The 18,448-nt window shown below is 72.5% G+C and carries 15 protein-coding genes, 1 pseudogene and 1 riboswitch; of the genes and pseudogenes, 11 read left to right on the top strand and 5 right to left on the bottom strand.

Annotated features, from left to right (window positions below):
* Window positions 1–20 precede the first annotated feature (20 nt).
* The 3 genes from KUM49_RS27180 (at window position 21) to KUM49_RS27170 (ending at window position 3,690) form a co-directional block, all read left to right on the top strand.
* Window positions 21–1,463, top strand: a complete 1,443-nt coding sequence (locus tag KUM49_RS27180) for a GuaB1 family IMP dehydrogenase-related protein (protein ID WP_217239588.1) — start codon at window positions 21–23, stop codon at window positions 1,461–1,463.
* 294 nt (window positions 1,464–1,757) lie between these two features.
* Complete coding sequence (locus tag KUM49_RS27175) at window positions 1,758–3,227, top strand: amino acid permease (protein WP_217239587.1); 1,470 nt, start codon at window positions 1,758–1,760, stop codon at window positions 3,225–3,227.
* Window positions 3,228–3,237: 10 nt separating this feature from the next.
* A complete protein-coding gene (locus KUM49_RS27170; protein WP_217239586.1) occupies window positions 3,238–3,690 on the top strand; it encodes an Lrp/AsnC family transcriptional regulator in 453 nt (150 codons plus the stop codon).
* On the opposite strand, the gene KUM49_RS27165 is transcribed toward KUM49_RS27170, so the two are convergent.
* Together KUM49_RS27165 and KUM49_RS27160 are read right to left on the bottom strand one after the other, a co-directional pair.
* Complete coding sequence (locus tag KUM49_RS27165) at window positions 3,691–4,137, bottom strand: SRPBCC family protein (protein ID WP_217239585.1); 447 nt, start codon at window positions 4,135–4,137, stop codon at window positions 3,691–3,693. It lies immediately after the preceding gene.
* Window positions 4,138–4,148: 11 nt separating this feature from the next.
* Window positions 4,149–4,887: pseudogene (locus KUM49_RS27160) on the bottom strand (GntR family transcriptional regulator).
* On the opposite strand from KUM49_RS27160, the gene KUM49_RS27155 reads away from it, so the two are divergent.
* The 5 genes from KUM49_RS27155 to KUM49_RS27135 all read left to right on the top strand — a co-directional run bounded on the left by KUM49_RS27155 (window position 4,873) and on the right by KUM49_RS27135 (window position 11,427).
* Window positions 4,873–5,904, top strand: a complete 1,032-nt coding sequence (locus KUM49_RS27155) for an ABC transporter ATP-binding protein (protein WP_308406764.1) — start codon at window positions 4,873–4,875, stop codon at window positions 5,902–5,904. The pseudogene KUM49_RS27160 and the gene KUM49_RS27155 sit on opposite strands and share 15 nt — an antisense overlap.
* A gap of 39 nt (window positions 5,905–5,943) precedes the next feature.
* Window positions 5,944–7,398 (top strand): HAD-IA family hydrolase, encoded by a 1,455-nt coding sequence (locus KUM49_RS27150; RefSeq protein ID WP_217239584.1) that lies wholly within the window; start codon window positions 5,944–5,946, stop codon window positions 7,396–7,398.
* A 120-nt stretch (window positions 7,399–7,518) separates the two neighbouring features.
* Window positions 7,519–8,715 (top strand): MFS transporter, encoded by a 1,197-nt coding sequence (locus KUM49_RS27145; protein ID WP_217239583.1) that lies wholly within the window; start codon window positions 7,519–7,521, stop codon window positions 8,713–8,715.
* Window positions 8,716–8,889: 174 nt separating this feature from the next.
* Window positions 8,890–9,678 (top strand): carbon-nitrogen hydrolase family protein, encoded by a 789-nt coding sequence (locus tag KUM49_RS27140; RefSeq protein ID WP_217239582.1) that lies wholly within the window; start codon window positions 8,890–8,892, stop codon window positions 9,676–9,678.
* A gap of 51 nt (window positions 9,679–9,729) precedes the next feature.
* Window positions 9,730–11,427, top strand: coding sequence for an NAD(P)/FAD-dependent oxidoreductase (locus KUM49_RS27135; protein WP_217239581.1), 1,698 nt, complete (start codon window positions 9,730–9,732; stop codon window positions 11,425–11,427).
* Window positions 11,428–11,601: 174 nt separating this feature from the next.
* Here the strand turns inward: KUM49_RS27135 and KUM49_RS27130 are convergent, their stop codons facing one another.
* The gene (locus KUM49_RS27130) at window positions 11,602–12,303 is read right to left on the bottom strand and encodes a DUF5995 family protein (RefSeq protein ID WP_217239776.1); all 702 of its coding nucleotides are present in this window, start codon (window positions 12,301–12,303) and stop codon (window positions 11,602–11,604) included.
* Between the two features lie 210 nt (window positions 12,304–12,513).
* Between KUM49_RS27130 and KUM49_RS27125 the strand changes: the two genes are divergently transcribed.
* Window positions 12,514–13,638, top strand: coding sequence for a glycoside hydrolase family 6 protein (locus KUM49_RS27125; protein ID WP_217239775.1), 1,125 nt, complete (start codon window positions 12,514–12,516; stop codon window positions 13,636–13,638).
* Between the two features lie 103 nt (window positions 13,639–13,741).
* Here the strand turns inward: KUM49_RS27125 and KUM49_RS27120 are convergent, their stop codons facing one another.
* The gene (locus KUM49_RS27120; protein WP_217239580.1) at window positions 13,742–14,953 is read right to left on the bottom strand and encodes an MFS transporter; all 1,212 of its coding nucleotides are present in this window, start codon (window positions 14,951–14,953) and stop codon (window positions 13,742–13,744) included.
* A 124-nt stretch (window positions 14,954–15,077) separates the two neighbouring features.
* Here KUM49_RS27120 and KUM49_RS27115 point away from each other — a divergent pair, with 124 nt between their 5' ends.
* The gene (locus KUM49_RS27115; protein ID WP_217239579.1) at window positions 15,078–16,382 is read left to right on the top strand and encodes an ROK family transcriptional regulator; all 1,305 of its coding nucleotides are present in this window, start codon (window positions 15,078–15,080) and stop codon (window positions 16,380–16,382) included.
* Here the strand turns inward: KUM49_RS27115 and KUM49_RS27110 are convergent.
* Complete coding sequence (locus tag KUM49_RS27110) at window positions 16,379–17,116, bottom strand: SDR family oxidoreductase (protein WP_217239578.1); 738 nt, start codon at window positions 17,114–17,116, stop codon at window positions 16,379–16,381. The genes KUM49_RS27115 and KUM49_RS27110 overlap by 4 nt on opposite strands.
* A gap of 457 nt (window positions 17,117–17,573) precedes the next feature.
* A riboswitch (FMN riboswitch) is annotated at window positions 17,574–17,704 on the top strand.
* 145 nt (window positions 17,705–17,849) lie between these two features.
* On the opposite strand from KUM49_RS27110, the gene KUM49_RS27105 reads away from it, so the two are divergent.
* Window positions 17,850–18,448, top strand: a 599-nt coding sequence (locus KUM49_RS27105; protein WP_217239577.1) for a riboflavin synthase, incomplete at its 3' end; no start/stop codon positions are given.

Below are 18,448 nucleotides of genomic sequence, written 5' to 3'. Positions count from 1 at the left end.
TCGACTGGGATGTGCAGCACGTGCGTTTCCTCAATGACATCCAGCCCCCGTACGACCTGACGTACGACGACGTGTTCATGGTCCCGAGCCGCAGCGCGGTCGGCTCGCGGCAGGGCGTGGACCTCAGCTCCCCGGACGGCACGGGCACCACCATCCCGCTGGTCGTCGCCAACATGACCGCCATCGCCGGGCGCCGCATGGCCGAGACGACGGCCCGGCGCGGTGGACTGGTCGTCATCCCGCAGGACATCCCGATCGAGGTCGTCACCGAGGTCGTCTCCTGGGTGAAGAGCCGTCACCACGTCCTGGACACCCCGATCGTGCTGGCCCCGCACCAGACCGCCGCCGACGCGCTGTCCCTGCTGTCCAAGCGAGCGCACAACGCCGGTGTCGTCGTCGACGAGGAGCAGCGGCCCATCGGTGTCGTCACCGACCGGGACCTGACCGGCGTGGACCGCTTCACCCAGCTCGAAGTGGTCATGTCCAAGGACCTGTTGCTGCTCGACGCGGACATCGACCCGCGCGAGGCCTTCAACCGGCTGGACCACGCCAACCGCCGCTACGCCCCCGCCGTCGACAAGGACGGCCGCCTCGCCGGCATCCTCACCCGCAAGGGCGCCCTGCGCGCCACGCTCTACACGCCGGCCGTGGACGCGAACGGCAGGCTGCGCATCGCCGCCGCCGTCGGCATCAACGGCGAGGCCGCGGCCAAGGCCAAGCAGCTGCTGGACGCGGGCGTCGACACGCTCGTCATCGACACGGCACACGGCCACCAGGAGTCGATGATCAGCACGGTCAAGCTGGTGCGCGGTCTCGACCCGCGCGTGCCGATCGTGGCGGGCAACGTCGTCGCCGCGCAGGGGGTCAGGGACCTGATCGAAGCCGGCGCGGACATCGTCAAGGTCGGCGTGGGCCCCGGCGCCATGTGCACCACCCGCATGATGACCGGCGTGGGCCGCCCCCAGTTCTCCGCGGTCATGGAGTGCGCCGCCGAGGCGAAGAAGTACGGCAAGCACGTGTGGGCCGACGGCGGAGTCCGCCACCCTCGCGACGTGGCCATGGCGCTCGCGGCCGGCGCGTCCAACGTGATGATCGGATCCTGGTTCGCCGGAACCTACGAGTCCCCGGGCGACCTCCAGCAGGACGCCAACGGACGTCTGTACAAGGAGTCCTTCGGCATGGCCTCCGCGCGTGCGGTGGCCAACCGTACGTCGGAGGAGTCGGCCTACGACCGCGCCCGCAAGGCGCTGTTCGAGGAGGGCATCTCCACCTCCCGCATGTTCCTCGACCCGGACCGGCCCGGCGTCGAGGACCTGATCGACTCGATCATCGCGGGCGTCCGCTCCTCCTGCACCTACGCGGGGGCCGGCTCCCTGGAGGAGTTCGCCGAGAAGGCCGTCGTCGGCATCCAGAGCGCGGCCGGCTACGCGGAGGGCAAGCCGCTGCACGCCAGCTGGATGTGAGCAGTCCTCTTCCGTACGGCCCCCGTCGTCCCGCTCGTGGGGAGAGTCGGGGGCCTCTTTTATGCGTTACGCAGTGAGTGCCGCGCGTTGCGCAACGAACGCCCGCGCATCCGCCATGAACGCAACGATCTTGCGGAGATGCGCAAGGTTGGCGCATTACGACCGTGATGCCCTGGCTCATAGGGTCATGCGCTGTACGTGGCGTGGCGGGGACCCCGCTCGGTGGGTTCCTGCTCGCGCAGGGGTGCCGCAGGTCCCCGCCGCCCTCAGTGGCAGCGACAAAGGAGTCAGCGCGTGCTCGACCAAGGCGCACCCCCGAACCAGCGCAGTCAGAACGGGCCCCCGTCCCCGGGCCTCGGTGCGCGCCTCATGCGTCGCAAGCCGGTGGAGCGCCTGGTCGCGGAGGGCGGCCAGGGCGAGGGCGGCAGCCTGCGCCGCTCCCTGGGGCTCTGGCAGCTGACCATGATCAGCATCGGCGCCACCCTCGGCACGGGCATCTTCGTCGTCCTCGGCGAGGCCGTTCCCAAGGCCGGCCCGGCCGTCACCCTGTCCTTCGTGATCGCCGGCCTCACCGCGCTCTTCTCGGCGCTGTCCTACGCCGAACTGGCCGGCACCATCCCGGTCGCCGGATCCTCGTACTCGTACGCGTACGCCACCATGGGCGAGCTGGTCGCCTGGATCTGCGGCTGGTGCCTGGTCCTGGAGTACGGCGTCTCGGTCGCCGCTGTCGCGGTCGGCTGGGGCGAGTACCTGAACGAACTGCTCGACGGGATTCTCGGCGTCACCATCCCGGCCACGCTGTCCGCCCCGCCCGGCGACGGCGGCGTCTTCAACCTGCCGGCTCTGATCGTCGTCCTGCTCGCCATGGCGTTCCTGCTCGGCGGCGCCCGCGAGTCCGCCCGCGCCAACACCGTCATGGTCGTCGTGAAGATCGCCGCGCTGGTGCTGTTCTGCGCGATCGGCGTCCAGGGCTTCCGCTCCGGCAACTACGAGAACTTCATGCCGCTCGGGATGGCAGGGGTCAGCGCGGCCGGGGCGACGCTCTTCTTCTCGTACATCGGCTTCGACGCCGCCTCCACCGCCGGTGAGGAGGCGAAGAACGCGCAGCGCGACCTGCCCCGCGCGATCATGCTCTCGCTCGTCATCGTGACCGCGCTGTACGTCCTCGTCGCGGCCGTCGCCGTCGGTGCGAAGCCCTGGCAGCGGTTCACCGGCTCCGAGGCCGCGCTCGCCCAGATCATGCGCGAGGTCACCGGACAGACCTTCTGGGGCACCCTGCTCGCGTTCTGCGCGGTCATCGCCATCGCGAGCGTCGTCCTGACCGTCCTGTACGGCCAGACCCGCATCCTCTTCGCGATGTCCCGGGACGGGCTGATGCCCAAGGTGTTCGGCCGCGTCCACCCGAAGACCGGGGCGCCCCGCGCCAACACGGTGATCGTGTCCCTGTTCTGCGGTGTGCTGGCCGCGGCCGTACCGCTGGGCCAACTGGCCGACGCCACCAGCATCGGCACCCTGTTCGCCTTCGGGCTGGTCAACATCGCCGTCGTGGTGCTGCGCCGGACCCGCCCCGACATGCCCCGCACCTTCCGGGTGCCGCTGTCGCCGGTCGTGCCCGCCCTGGGCCTCGGCTTCTGCGTCTGGATGATGGGCAGCCTCTCGGCGATCACCTGGGCGGTCTTCGGAGTCTGGATGGCCGTCGGGCTCGTGTTCTACTTCGGGTACGGCCATCGCCGCTCCCGTCTTGCCCCACCTGAAGCGAAGTGAACCACCCGCAGTGCTGAACGATCTCGACGAACGCATCGTGCACGCCCTCGCCGAGGACGCCCGCCGCTCCTACGCGGACATCGGGCAGCTGGTCGGCCTGTCCGCGCCCGCCGTGAAACGGCGCGTGGACCGGCTGCGCGCCACCGGAGCCATCACCGGCTTCACCGTACGGGTGGACCCGGCCGCCCTCGGCTGGGAGACGGAGGGGTTCGTCGAGATCTACTGCCGGCACAACACCTCGCCGGACACCATCCGGCGGGGCCTGGAGCGCTACCAGGAGGTCGTGGCCGCGTCGACCGTCACCGGGGACGCGGACGCGGTCGTGCAGGTCTTCGCCGCAGACATGCGGCACTTCGAGCGGGTCCTGGAGCGGATCGCGGGGGAGCCGTTCGTGGAGCGCACCAAGTCCGTGCTGGTGCTGTCCCCGCTGCTGCGCCGGTTCTCCTCCGGGTCACCCACCTGATCAGCCCTGTTCCGCCCGGCTGCCGATCGCCGAGAGCAGGCGCCCGGTGAGAACGGCGTGCCCGCCCGTGCGGACGACGAGCAGCCGGTAGAGGCCGCCGCCCGGGCCGGGGAACCTGGCCCGGGTCTCGGCCCGCAGCCGGGTGCGGCCCGGGCCCGCCTCGTCGAGGCGGAAGACCAGGGCGTACGTGGCGAAGTGGTGGCGGCCGATCAGGACCAGCTCCCGGCCCCGGTCCGCGGAGGCCACCCGGAAGCCGGTCACCGTCGAGCCCAGGGCCAGCGGCCGGGGCCCGGACGCCGTACGGTCCGCGCAGCCCACGAGGCGCGCGTAGCCGGGTCCGAGCAAGGAGTGGTCCAGGACGTCGCCGATGCCCCGCCAGACGGCGTCGGCGTCCGCCGCGACCTCGGTGGCGTGCTCGTCGACGCGGGGCAGGGCGGCGATCTCCACGGGGGACTCCTTCAGTCGGCCGTCTTGCGGGCGAGCGCGTTGTTCGCTATCGAGTTGTGCACGCTGAAGCTGACCGCGTCCGAGCGGTAGCGGTCGTCGGACCACTCCACCGGGCGCCCTTCGCGGGTCGTCGTCACCCGGCGCACGCGCAGCAGCGGACTCGTCCGGCGGATACTCAGCAGTTCCGCGTCCCGGGCGCCCGCCGCCACCGCGTCGATGACGTGCTCACCGTAGGCGAAGACCAGGCCGGTGTCGTCGAGGAGGCGTTGGGTGACCGAGGGGCAGTCCGGCTCGATCGGCTCGACGGCGGGGGCGATCCAGTCGGCGTACACGGTCCGCTCCAGGAGGACCGGCTCGCCGTCCAGGCCGCGCAGCCGCAGGACGTGCAACCGGGGTCCCTTCGCGCAGTTGGAGGCGCACGGCGTCCTCGGCGGTCGCCGGACGGTACTCCTGCGCGACCACGCGGCCGCTCGCCTCGCGGCCCATCGCGCGCGCCCACTGGGCGAAGCTGCGCAGTTCGGCGAAGCTCTGGCTGCGGCGTCCGGCCAGGACCATGCGGCGGGCGCCCTGGCGTGAGCCGATGAGCCCTTCGGCGGTGAGCGCCGCGACGGCCTGGCGGACGGTGCCGCGCGAGACGCCGTAGTGCGCCGCGAGGTCGGTCTCGGCGGGCAGCAGACTGCCGACGGTGTACTCCTCGCGGTCGATCGCCCGGCGCAGTTCGTCGGCGATCTCCTCGTGTCGCGCAGCCATGCTCCCCCTCCGCGTCAGCCGCTGTGCACAGGCTCTCGACGGCTCGACCTGACCGTCCGGCCCGGTGAACTCCTCGCCCTGCTCGGCCCCTCCGGCTGCGGCAGGACCACCGCGCTGCGGATGCTCGCCGGGTTCGAACACCCCGACTCCGGCGAGGTGCTGGTCGACGGCGAGGACGTCACCCGCGTCCACGCCCACCGGCGCGACGCCGGGATGGTCTTCCAGTCGTACAGCCTCTTCCCGCACCTCGACGCGCTCGACAACGTGGCCTTCGGGCTGCGGATGCGGAAGGTGCATACGGCCGAACGGCGGGCCCGGGCCGCCGAGTTGCTGGAGTTGGTCGGGCTCGCCGAGAAGGGCGGGCGGTACCCGCACCAGCTCTCCGGCGGCCAGCAGCAGCGCATCGCCCTGGCCCGTGCCCTTGCCCTGCGCCCCCGCGTCCTGCTCCTGGACGAACCGCTGTCCGCCCTCGACGCCAAGGTGCGCCTCACGCTCCGCGAGGAGATCCGGCGGCTCCGGCAGGAGCCCGGCATCACCACGCTGTTCGTGACCCACGACCAGGAGGAGGTCCTGTCCATGGCGGACCGGGTCGCCGTCATGCACGCCGGCCGCCTCGAACAGTGCGCCGCCCCCGCCGAGTTGTACGGCCGTCCCGCCACCGCCTTCGTCGCCGAGTTCGTGGGCACGATGAGCCGGATCCCGGGGCGGCTCTCCCAAGGCGTCGTCGAGGTACTGGGACAACGGCTGCCGGTCGACGGCCAGGCGCCGCCGGTGACCGAGGTGGACGTGCTGGTGCGGCCCGAGGCGATGGGCGTACGGGCCGACGACGCCGGGGACGCGCGCGTGGTCGCCACCGCGTTCCTCGGAGCGGCCGTACGGGTCACCGTGCTGCTCGCCGTCGGCACGGAGGTGAAGGCCGACCTGCCCACGCACGAGGCCGCCGCACTCGGCGCCGGGGCCGCGGTGAGCGTGTCGCTGCCGGAGCGCCCGGTGCTGGTGGCCGAACGAACCCGCTGAACTGCCCCCCCCCGCAGAACACGTAGGAAAGAGACCACTGTGACGCGACTCCCGCTCCAGGCCGTCCTGTTCGACATGGACGGCACGCTCGTCGACACCGAGCGGCTGTGGTGGGAGGCGGTGGAGCGGGTCGCCGGGCGCGCCCTGACGGAGGCGGACCAGCCCGAGGTGCTCGGCCGTCCGGTCGAGCACACGGCCGCCTGGCTCGCCGCGGCCACCGGTACCCCGGCCGCGGACCTCGCCGAAGCCCTTCACCGGGAGTTCGCGGACCGCGTGCGCACCGGCATCGTGCCCCGTCCCGGCGCCCTCGACCTGCTCGACGCCCTGGCCCGCGAGGGCGTCCCCACCGCCCTGGTGACCGCCTCCCCCCGAACGGTCGCCGACACCGTGCTGGCGGCGCTCGGCGCGAGCCGCTTCGCGGTGTCCGTCACCGCCGGCGACACCGAGCACACCAAGCCCGCCCCCGACCCCTACCTCGCCGCCTGTCGCGCCCTCGGCGTGGACCCCGCCGCCTGCGTCGCCGTCGAGGACACGCAGACCGGCGTCACCTCCGCCGAGGCAGCCGGCTGCGCGGTCCTCGCGGTGCCCTCGCTCGCCCCGATCGAGGCGGCACCCGGCCGGACCGTGCTGGCCAGCCTGGCGGCCGTGACGCCGTCCCGTCTGCGCGCCCTGCTGCCGTACGCACTGCGCGTCATGACCTGGAACCTCTGGTACGGCGGCATGAAGGTCCGCGACCACCGGGCCAAGCAGCTCAAGGTCATCACGGAGACCGGCGTGGACGCGGTCGGCCTCCAGGAGACGTACGGCACCGCCGCACAGGAACTCGCCGAAGCCCTCGGCTGGCACCACCACCGGGCCGGCGAGAACCTCGGCATCATCAGCCGCCACCCGATCACGGCCCGCTTCGGCGACCCGGACGTCGGCTTCTACGGGTCGGCGGGCGTCCGGATCCGGATCGGCGCGGACACCGAGGTGGACCTCTGGACGACACATCTGGACTGCATGCCGTACGGCCCCTACGAGTCCGCCTTCGACGGACTCCCGGCCGACGAACTGACCGCCCACGAGGAGGTGCGGCTCGGGCGGATACGGGACACCCTGCGCCGGATCGACGCCACCGTGCCGGTCGTCCTGGTGGGCGACTTCAACAGCCCCTCCCACCTGGACCGGCCGGACGCCGAGTGGCCGGTGACCAGAGCGGCGGAGCGGGCCGGCCTGCGGGACTCCTACCGGGAGGCCCACCCGGACCCCGTACGCGACCCCGGCCACACCTGGTCCCCGGTCCACGCCGAGCACGAGGACGGCAGTGGCCGGCCGGAGCCCCAGGACCGCATCGACTTCGTCCTGCACCGGGGGCTGAGGGTCCTCGACTCCCGGACGTACGTCAGCGGCCGCCCCCGGCCCTGGCCGGACGTCGAGGACAACGACTGGCCGTCCGACCACGCGGCGGTGATCACCACATTCTCGCTGGGCAGCCAGGCGGAGCCGGTCTAACATCGGTTCCATGACCTGGCGACATTGATCCACCAGCAGTGCCTCCCGCAGCCGTGCACCCCGAGGGCCGCCTCGGACGCCGTACCTCCGGCATCCGATCCGTCCCTGCGGGAAGGCCTCATGACACTCTCACCTGCGCGTGTGCCCGACACCACCGGTGTGCGGCGGCTCACGGCCACGCTGTACGGCTACGCGTTCCTCGACGACCTTGTCCTGCTGTACCCGGTGTACGCGCTGCTGTTCGCCGACACCGGTCTGTCCCTGTGGCAGATCTCCTCCCTCTTCGCCCTCTGGTCGCTCACGTCCGTGCTCCTGGAGGTCCCCTCCGGCGTCTGGGCCGACGCCGTGTCCCGACGCACACTGCTGTGGATCGGCCCGCTGCTCACCGCCGTCGGCTTCGCGCTGTGGGTGACCGTCCCGTCGTACGGCGCCTTCGCGCTCGGCTTCGTCCTGTGGGGCGCCGGGGGAGCGCTCGGCTCCGGCGCCCAGGAGGCGCTGGTCTACGACGAACTCGACCGGCTCGGCGCCGCCGACCGGTACGCGCGCGCCACGGGCAGGGCCCGGGCGGCGCGCCTGCTGGGCACGATGGCGTCGGTGGGCCTCGCCGGACCGGTCCTCGCGCTGGGCGGCTATCCGGCCGTGGGCGCGGCGAGCGTCCTGGCCTGCCTGCTGACCGCGGCGACCGCCACGCGGTTCCCCGAGCACCGGGTGCCGACGGCGGCCGGAGACGGCGGCTGGGCGACGACCCTGCGCGCCGGACTCGCCGAGGCCCGCGGGGACCGGTCCGTGCGGGGAGCCCTCCTGCTGGTGCCGGCCGTCGCCGCGGTGTGGGGCGCACTCGACGAGTACACACCGCTGCTGATCCGCGACCTCGGAGTGGCGGACGAGACCGTGCCCTACCTGGTCCTGTTGATCTGGGCGGGCGTCACCGCCGGGAGCCTGCTCGCCGGAGCGGCCGAACGGCTCGGCACGACCGGACTCGCCGTGCTGCTCGCGGGCGGCGCGCTCGCCCTGGCCGCGGGTGCCGTGGCCGGGACGCCGGCCGGCATCGCCCTGGTGGCCCTCGCCTTCGGCGGCTTCCAGCTGGCCGAGGTGCTCGCGGACGTCCGCCTCCAGCACCGGATCGACAGCACCGGCCGGGCCACCCTGACCTCGGTCGCGAGCCTGGGCACCGAACTGGCCACGGTCGCCGTGTTCGGCGTGTACGCGACGCTCGGCACGCGGGCTTCGCACAGCACCGTGTTCGCGATGCTCGCCGTGCCGTACCTGGTGACGGCGGTCGTACTGGCGGCCAGGGCGCGGCGTGCCATGACCTAGTCCGCGCGGTGCCGGCGGGCTGAGCGCAACGAAGCGCAACGAATCGCCGCCGGACGGCCTGCGCACGCAACGATCAGCTCGTCGACGCGCAACGGCTCCTGCTTGTCCGCCCGAGCCCGCCGACCGTACCGTCTACAGGGCCCCCAAACCCTTCGCCCCCGGTGAGGAACACGCATGCGCACCGCCCTGCTCCAGAGCTCCGGCCGCCCCGGCTCGAGCGTCGAGAACCTCAAGGTCCTCGACGAGGCCGCGGGCCGGGCCGCCGCCGCGGGCGCCGGGCTCCTGGCCGCGCCGGAGCTGTTCCTCACCGGGTACGCGATCGGCGACGACATCGGCCGCCTCGCCGAGCCCGCCGACGGCGAGGCCGCGGACGCGATCGCCGAGATCGCCGGCCGGCACGGCCTGGCGATCGCCTACGGCTATCCCGAGCGGGCCGCGGACGTGGTGTACAACTCGGCCCAGCTGATCTCCGCAGACGGCTCCCGCCTCGCCAACTACCGCAAGACCCACCTCTTCGGCTGCTTCGAGCGCGACCACTTCACGCCGGGCGACGAGACCGTCGTACAGGCCGAGCTCGACGGCCTGCGGGTCGGGCTGATGATCTGCTACGACGTCGAGTTCCCGGAGAACGTCCGCGCCCACGCCCTCGCCGGTACCGACCTCCTCCTGGTGCCGACCGCGCAGATGCACCCGTTCCAGTTCGTCGCCGAGTCGGTCGTGCCGGTGCGGGCCTTCGAGAACCAGATGTACGTGGCCTACGTCAACCGGGTCGGCCAGGAAGGGGAGTTCGACTTCGTCGGACTCTCCGCCCTCGCCGGGCCCGACGGTGTCGCCCGCACCCGCGCCGGACGCGGTGAGGAGCTTCTCCTCGCCGACGTCGACCCCGCCTTCCTCGCCGCGTCCCGCGAGGCGAACCCGTATCTGCGGGACCGCCGCCCCGGCCTCTACGGGTCCCTGGTCTGAAAACCCCTCAGCTTCCCCCCAGATTCTTTTCGTGCAAGGAGTCCGTACCCCATGACGTCCACCGTGCCCAACGCCGTCGAGCACGCAGACGAGCAGCAGCCGCCGATCACCATGTTCGGCCCGGACTTTCCTTACGCGTACGACGACTTCCTCGCCCACCCGGCGGGGCTCGGCCAGATACCCGCTACCGAGCACGGCACCGAGGTCGCGGTCATCGGCGGCGGCCTGTCCGGCATCGTGGCCGCGTACGAGCTGATGAAGATGGGCCTGAGGCCCGTCGTCTACGAGGCCGACCGGATCGGCGGCCGGTTGCGGACCGTCGGCTTCGACGGCTGCGACCCGTCCCTCACCGCCGAGATGGGCGCGATGCGCTTCCCGCCGTCCTCCACGGCCCTCCAGCACTACATCGACCTGGTGGGCCTCAAGACCCGGCCCTTCCCCAACCCCCTCGCGGAGACGACCCCTTCGACCGTCGTCGACCTCAAGGGCGAGTCCCACTACGCCGAGACGGTCGACGACCTGCCGCAGGTCTACCGGGACGTCGCCGCCGCCTGGAGCAAGTGCCTCGAAGAGGGCGCCGACTTCTCCGACATGAACCACGCCATGCGCGAACGGGACGTGCCGCGCATCCGCGAGATCTGGGCCGAGCTCGTCGAGAAGCTCGACAACCAGACCTTCTACGGCTTCCTCTGCGACTCCGAGGCCTTCAGGTCCTTCCGGCACCGCGAGATCTTCGGCCAGGTCGGCTTCGGCACCGGCGGCTGGGACACGGACTTCCCCAACTCCATCCTCGAAATCCTCCGCGTCGTCTACAGCGAGGCCGACGACCACCACCGCGGCATCGTCGGCGGCTCCCAGCAGCTGCCGCTGCGCCTGTGGGAGCGCGAACCGGAAAAGATCGTCCACTGGCCGTACGGCACCTCGCTCGCGAGCCTCCACAAGGGCGGCGAGCCCCGCCCTGCCGTGACCCGGCTGCACCGCACCGCGGGCAACCGGATCACCGTGACCGACGCGGGCGGCGACATCCGCACCTTCCAGGCGGCGATCTTCACGGCCCAGTCCTGGATGCTGCTGTCGAAGATCGCCTGCGACGACTCGCTCTTCCCGATCGACCACTGGACGGCGATCGAGCGGACCCACTACATGGAGTCGAGCAAGCTGTTCGTCCCGGTCGACCGGCCCTTCTGGCTGGACAAGGACGAGGAGACGGGCCGGGACGTCATGTCGATGACCCTCACCGACCGGATGACGCGCGGCACCTATCTGCTCGACGACGGTCCGGACAAGCCGGCCGTGATCTGTCTGTCGTACACCTGGTGCGACGACAGCCTGAAGTGGCTGCCGCTGTCCGCGGGCGAGCGGATGGAGGTCATGCTGAAGTCGCTCGGCGAGATCTACCCGAAGGTCGACATCAGGAAGCACGTCATCGGCAGCCCGGTGACGGTCTCCTGGGAGAACGAGCCCTACTTCATGGGCGCCTTCAAGGCCAACCTGCCCGGCCACTACCGTTACCAGCGGCGCCTGTTCACCCACTTCATGCAGGACCGGCTGCCCGAGGACAAGCGGGGCATCTTCCTCGCCGGAGACGACATCTCCTGGACGGCCGGCTGGGCCGAGGGCGCCGTCCAGACCGCGCTGAACGCGGTGTGGGGCGTCATGCACCACTTCGGCGGGGCGACCGACGCGACGAACCCCGGACCGGGGGACGTGTACGACGAGATCGCGCCCGTGGAACTCCCGGAGGACTAGTGCCCCAACAGACAACGTTCGCCCCGTCGCGACGCCCGGCACGCACTCTCGCCGCACCGGCCGAAAGCCCAAGTACGTCCGGTCCATCGACGGGGACTTCCGGCCGGCACTCCCCCAGAGCACGCACCGGACGCCGCTCCTTGACGGACAAACGTTGCCTGCCGGGGCACTACCTCACCGGTCGGGCATCGGCGTGAGCAGCATGCGTCCCGCCAGGCCCACCGCCGCGTCCAGGCGTTCGGTGAACTCCTCGGCGACGTCGGGCAGCCGGCGCAGCACCCACAGGGCCCGCGCCGCGGTCCACGTCGCCTCCCGGGCGCGCTCCAGGCTCCAGGCGCCGAGCAGGTGGGTGAGCGGGTCGGCGATCTGGAGGAGGTCGGGGCCCGGCATCAGCTCTTCGCGGATGCGCTCCTCCAGCGAGACGAGGAGATCGCCCACGCGGTCGAACTCGTCCTCCACGTCGGCGGGTTCGCAGCCGAGAGTACGACAGGTGTCCACGACGGCGAGCGCCAGGTCGTGCCCGATGTGCGCATTGATGCCCGCGAGGGCGAACTGCAACGGGCGTACGCCGGGGTGGCGGCGGAACTGGAACAGGGGCCGCCAGCAGGCCGGCGGACGCCGCCCGTCGGCCACCGCCTCGACGGCGTCCAGGTAGCGCTCCGCGAACCGCACGTCCAGCGTGATCGCGGCCCGCGCGTCCCCCAACTGCCCGCTGTCGATACGCCGGTCGACCGCCTCGGTGACGGCGAGGTAGACGCGGTTGAAGACCGCCAGGCCGTCGCGCTCCGGCAGGGTCGCGTCGAGCGCGCGCATACGGGAGATGACGCCGTCTACGGGAGTGACGACCCGGTCGAGGGGAGGAGTGAGCCGCTCCATGGGGGTGGTGACTTGTTCGCATTGCACCATGTGGGCAGAGTCGCAGCTTTAGGCTGGCCCCGGTACCGGCAGGCCCGACGCTTCCCCAGAACGGGGGAACGCGCCCGCCGTGGAAGAGCAACAGGGGGGAACTGCACTGTGTCAGGCCAACGTGCCCAGCGCCTGGCCGCGCGCCGGGCCGAGCGCAGACGGACCGCAGGGCGCGGCGCCATGGTGGCGGCGGCCTCCGTGGTGGTCGCGATATCCACCGCGACCGGAATGCTGTCCGCCCTCGGCGACCGTCCCGACTCCGACCAGGCGAAGCCCGAGGTGACCAGCTCGCCCTACCTCGAGCCGCTGCCCGCCCGACCGACGCCGTCGGCCTCGCCCACCGCGAGCGGTTCCGCCTCGCCATCCCCGAAGAAGAAGGCCAGTCCCACGCCGTCCCGCACGAAGACGGAGACGCAGGCCAAGCGGCAGTCTCCCGCCACCTCCACCCGGCTCTACCGCTACCCCGAGTCCCAAGTGCTCGACTGGGTCCGCGCCAACGGCGCCGACCCACGCCACGCGGTCATAGAGTCCCGCATAGCCGACCAGCCCGCGGCGGTCTGGTTCGCCGACTTCACGCCGTCGACCATCACCAGCCGGGTCCGCGCCGTCACCTCCGGCGGCGGCGCGCAGGGCCAGGTCCCCGTCGTCGTGCCGTACGCCATCCCCGGCCGCGACTGCGGAGGCGCCTCGCAAGGCGGTGCCCCCGACCTCGACGCGTACGACGACTGGATCGACGCCTTCGCCGCCGGGCTCGGCTCCGACGAGGTCATCGTGATCCTGGAGCCGGACTCGGTCGCTCAGGCCGAGTGCCTCTCGTCGGGCGAACGCAGCCGCCGCTTCGCCTCGCTGGCGCGCGCGGGCCGCGTCCTCAAGGCCGCCAACCCCCAGGCACGGGTCTACTACGACGCCGGCCACTCCGGCTGGAACGACGCCGCGAAACAGGCCGGCCGACTGCGGCAGGCCGGCGCCGCCTCGGCCGCCTCCTCCGACGGCATCTTCAGCAACGTCTCCAACTTCCACCGCACGGCTGACGAGATCGCCTACGACCGGCGGATCCTCGACGCCATGGGCGGCCCGGCCGGACTCGGCGCCGTCATCGACACCAGCCGCAACGGCAACGGCGCCCCCGCCGACGGCGAGTGGTGCGACCCGGCCGGCCGCAAACTGGGCCGGACGCCCACCCTGAACACCGGGGAGGCACGGATCGACGGCTACCTCTGGGTGAAACTGCCGGGGGAGTCGGACGGCTGCAAGGGAGCGCCGGGGACGTTCACGCCGTCGTACGCGTACGACTTGGCGCGCTGAGGAGGGCCTGCGCCCGGTCAGGACGTGCGGCTTCGTGCTCGGGCGCCGCGCGGCGCGGCTGGACGCGGGGACCTGGTGCCCCGCGCGTCCTGGAGCGACGGTTTCAGGTCCGCGGGCCGGGAACTGCCGAGGGCCGCCTACCGACCTTCGGGCGGTCGCGGTCGCCCGCGCGCAGCACGCCCGCGAACAGCACGAGCCCGCACGCCAGCACCGTCACCAGCCCGAACGACACTGTCAGGCTGGTCGCCTCGGCGATACCGCCGATCGCGCTCGGCGCGACCAGCCCCGAGGTGTACGTGATCGTCGCGACGCCGGCGATGGCCAGACTGGGGTTCGGTCCGCTGCGGCCCGCGGCGGCGAAGCACAGCGGTACGACGACGGCGATGCCGAGACCCATCAGCGCGAACCCGGCCATCGCCGCGGCCGGATGGCTCGCGAGGACGATGAGCAGTCCTCCGGCGGTGGCGAGGACTCCGCCGACGCGCACCGTGCGCACGGAGCCGTACCGGTCCACCACCTTGTCGCCCACGAGCCGGGCGATCGCCATGGTGAGCGTGAAGCCCGTGGTGCACGCGGCCGCCAGCCCCGGCGAGGCCTCCAGCCGGTCACGCAGGTACACCGCCGACCAGTCCAGGCTGGCGCCCTCCGCGAACACCGCGCAGAACCCGACCGCACCGATGAGCAGCGCCGACCGGGGCGGCAGCGCGAACCGGGGCGGCGGCTCCTCGTCCTCGCCGGGCTGGAGGTCCAGCACCCACGCGCACGAGGCGACGCCGAGCGCGGTGAGGACCCCGGCCGCCAGCACGTGGTGCAGCCGGGCGTCCGCGCCGAGGTGCGCGGCGAGGGTGCCGGCCGCCGACCCGATCAGGGCGCCCGCGCTCCACAGACCGTGCAGGCCGGACATGATCGACCGGCCCAGGCGGTTCTCGACGTCGACGCCGAGCGCGTTCATCGCCACGTCCGCCATGCCGGCGGTCGCGCCGTACACGAACAGGGCCAGGCAGAGAGTGAGGAGGTTCGGGGCGAGGGACGGCAGGACGAGGGACAGGCTCCACAGGGCGATCAGGCCGCGCAGCGCGTTCCGGGCGCCGAAGCGGTGGCTGATACTGCCCGCGAGCGGCATCGCCAGCGACGCGCCGAGCGCGGGAAAGGCCAGGGCCAGGCCCAGTTGCCCCGCACTCACCGACGCGTGGTCCTGGATCCACGGCACCCGGGTAGCGAACGAACCGGTCACGGCCCCGTGCACCGCGAAGACGGCGGCCACGGCGTACCGGGCCCGCCTCACCTCGACTTCGTCGTAGACCACTTCACTCATTCTCCGGCCCCTCCAGGGTTTTCGGTCCCCACCGCCGACCGCGTAAACTATCAGGAACCCTGCCTGATAGATAGCGGGCCAACTGGCCCGCTGTACGGCCCCGCCGATCTGGAAGGATCCCGGCATGCCCGCATCCCCGAGCACCGCCCGGGCCATCAACGACGAAGTCGCCCTGCGTCTGCTCCAGCAGGAGGGCCCGCTGACGGCAGGGCAGTTGAAGCAGCTCACCGGCCTGTCCCGGCCGAGCGTCGCCGACCTCGTCGAACGCCTCACCGACGTCGGCCTGATCACGGTGGTCGGGGAGTCGGGCGAGCAGCGGCGCGGGCCGAACGCCAAGCTGTACGGCATCGTCGCCGACCGCGCCCACCTGGCGGCCCTCGACGTCCGTACCGAGGGAGTGGCGGTCCTCGTCTCCGACCTCCTCGGCCGGGTGCTCGCCGAGGCGTCCGTGCCGATCGGCGACGACACGGGCACCGGGTCCGCGGTGGAACAGGCGGTCACCCTCGTCGAGCGGGTGGCGAAGGAGGCCGGCGCCGACCGGCTGCACACCCTTGGCATCGGCGCGCCCGGCCTGATCGACCCGGCGAGCGGCGACCTCCACGACTCCTCGGGCCTGCCCGAGTGGCACCGCCGGCTGGTGGCCGCGCTGCAGGAGCGCTTCCCGCAGGCCGCGGTCAGCGTCGAGAACGAGACCAACCTCGCCGCCCTCGCCGAACAACGCGACGGCGCCGCCCGCGACCGGGACACCTTCGTGCTGCTCTGGCTCGGCGTGGGCATCGGCGCCGCGGTCGTCCTCGACGGAACACTGCGCCGGGGCGCCTCCGGCGGCGCGGGCGAGATCGGCTTCCTGCCCGTGCCGGGGACGGCCGGCCTGCCGTCGGCGACCGGCTGCGACGGGGGCTTCCACTCCCTCGCGGGCGCCGGCGCGATAGCCGGCCTCGCGGCGGAGTACGGCGTCACAGCCACGCCCGCCCCGCACGAGCCACGGGCGGCGGCACTGGTCCGCGCGGCGGTGGAAGGGGTGACGGCCGGGGCGCCGGCGGCAGCGGACAGCCCGGAGAGGGGCCGGGAGGCCACGGTGGACCGCGCGCCCGGTGAAGCCTTCGCGCAGGGCGGCCGCACCGCACCGCGCCCGCCCGCCGCCTCCGCCGACCGCTTCCTCGGCGCTCTCGCCGATCGTGTCGCCCTCGGTGCCGCCGCTGTCATCGCCGTACTGGATCCCGGCTGCGTGGTGCTGGCGGGGGAGATCGGCCGGGCAGGTGGTGAGGTTCTGGCGCGTCGTGTCCAGGAACGTCTCGCCCGGTTGTCGCCTCTGCCCACGGAGGTGCGGCCCAGCGCTCTGGGCGGGGGCGCGGTGCTGCGCGGGGCGCTGCTCACGGCGCGGGAGCGGGCGCAGGACGAGTTGTTCGCGCCCTGGAGGGCCGGCTAACCCCGCCGGGCCAGGTAGTCCTCGAACGTCCCCTCGCCCACCGCCCGTTCCGGCGTCAGGTGACCGCCCGCCCGGAACTCCCGGTACGCCTTCCCCGCGAGCGGCACGTTCACCACCGCCCGCTTCCGGCCCGTCGCCCTCAGATACGCCCGGGCCAGCGACTCGAACGACCGCACCTCGGGCCCGCCCATGTCGGCGACCCGTCCCACGGGCCCACCCACCGCCAACCCGGCCAGCCGCTCCGCCACTTCCGCCACCTCGATGGGCTGGTCCCGGACACCCGCGGGCAGCGGCAGGACCGGCGACTTGGCCAGTACCTGGAACACCTGCGCCAGCAGATCGTGGAACTGAGTGGTCCGCAGCACGGTCCAGCCGATCCCGGACGCCTCGATCTGCCGCTCCACGGCGAGCTTGGTCCGGTAGTAGCCGAACGGCACCCGGTCCACCCCGACGATCGAGATGTAGACGAGGTGGCCCACTTCCGCCCGCCGTGCCGCCCCGACCAGGTGCTGAGCCGCCCGCTCGTCACCACCGCGGGGTGTGCTCGCGCAGTGCACGATCGTGTCCACGCCCGCGACGGCCGTCTCCAGGCCGGTGCCGCCCTCGCGCAGATCGACGGCGTACGGCTCCGCGTGCCGGCTGAGCACCCGCACCTCGTGCCCGTCCGCCCGTAACCGCTCGGTGACGAGCCGGCCGAGCGTTCCGGTACCGCCGGTCACCAGAATCGTGGTCATGCTCCAGCATGTCCGGGCTCAGCACGGCCCGCACCCGCGCGATCACGCCATCCCGTACCTCGAGCCTCGCGGCCACCGCGAGAAGCGTGCCCCCATCCAAGCGGTCGGCGCGCACCTGCCGTTGACCTCGGCCGCGATGGGCGCCCGATCCGTCGCGAACGGCTCGCACGGGCCCGTCGCGCACCAACCCGGGGAGACCCGGCGGCGGGCAAGGGCCGTCGTCACCGCCGCCGGGCCCGTCTTGGCGGGTATCCACGCAGGGCGACCCTAAAAAGGACTAGACCATTGCGTCAAGGGATGGGGGTCAGGGTGAAACAGTCAAGGCCCGGCATCCGCGGGGAGATTGAGGGCGTCACCGTCCGGCCCGGAAGTCCATCGGCGCGGCCTGTGAGCCACCCCACACCCTTCGTCCGTATGGACGTCGATCAGGCGTGGCACACTGGCTCTGTACCAGAAGCAGCGCACTCCGGGGTCGGTGAAAGTCCGAACCGGCGGTTACAGTCCGCGACCCGGTCGCTTCCAGCGGCCGGTTGACCAGGTGAAATTCCTGGACCGACGGTTAAAGTCCGGATGGGAGGCAGTGCGCGGCGGGCGGGCATTCGTGCGCGCCGCCGTACCGGTTCGTCCATGAGGCGAGCCCTGTCCGGCGTCGCCCCCGGTGTCCCTGCTCGTACGTTCTGTCGTCATCGACAGCCCCGGAGTCCGTGCCCGAAGAGGCAGGAGGACCCGGGAAGTGTTCACCGGAATCGTCGAAGAGCTGGGTGAGGTCACCGCCGTCGAGAACCTCGGCGACGCCTCCCGCTTTCGGCTGCGCGGCCCCGTCGTCACCGAGGGTGCGAAGCACGGCGACTCCATCGCCGTCAACGGCGTCTGTCTGACCGTCGTCGAGCACGAGGGCGACTGGTTCACGGCCGATGTGATGGCCGAGACCCTGAACCGCTCCAGCCTCGGCGCCCTCGCTGTCGGCTCCCGCGTCAACCTCGAACGCCCCATGGCGCTCGGCGCCCGCCTCGGCGGCCACATCGTGCAGGGCCACGTCGACGGAACCGGCCACGTGCTGGAGCGCAAGCCGTCCGAGCACTGGGAGATCGTGAAGGTCTCCCTCCCCGCGGACCTCACGCGCTACGTCGTCGAGAAGGGTTCCATCACCGTCGACGGCATCAGCCTCACCGTCGTCGACGCCGGCCCCGACTACTTCACGGTGAGCCTCATCCCCACCACCCTCGGCCTGACCACGCTCGGCCACAAGCAGCCCGGCGACCCGGTCAACCTCGAAGTCGACGTCATCGCCAAGTACGTCGAGCGACTGATGGGCAGTCAGGGGGCCACCCC

The sequence above is a fragment of the Streptomyces sp. AC555_RSS877 genome, assembly GCF_019049245.1.
Lineage (GTDB): Bacteria > Actinomycetota > Actinomycetes > Streptomycetales > Streptomycetaceae > Streptomyces.
The sequence above is the reverse complement of the archived record's forward strand: the minus strand, read 5'-3'. Positions and strand labels throughout refer to the sequence as shown.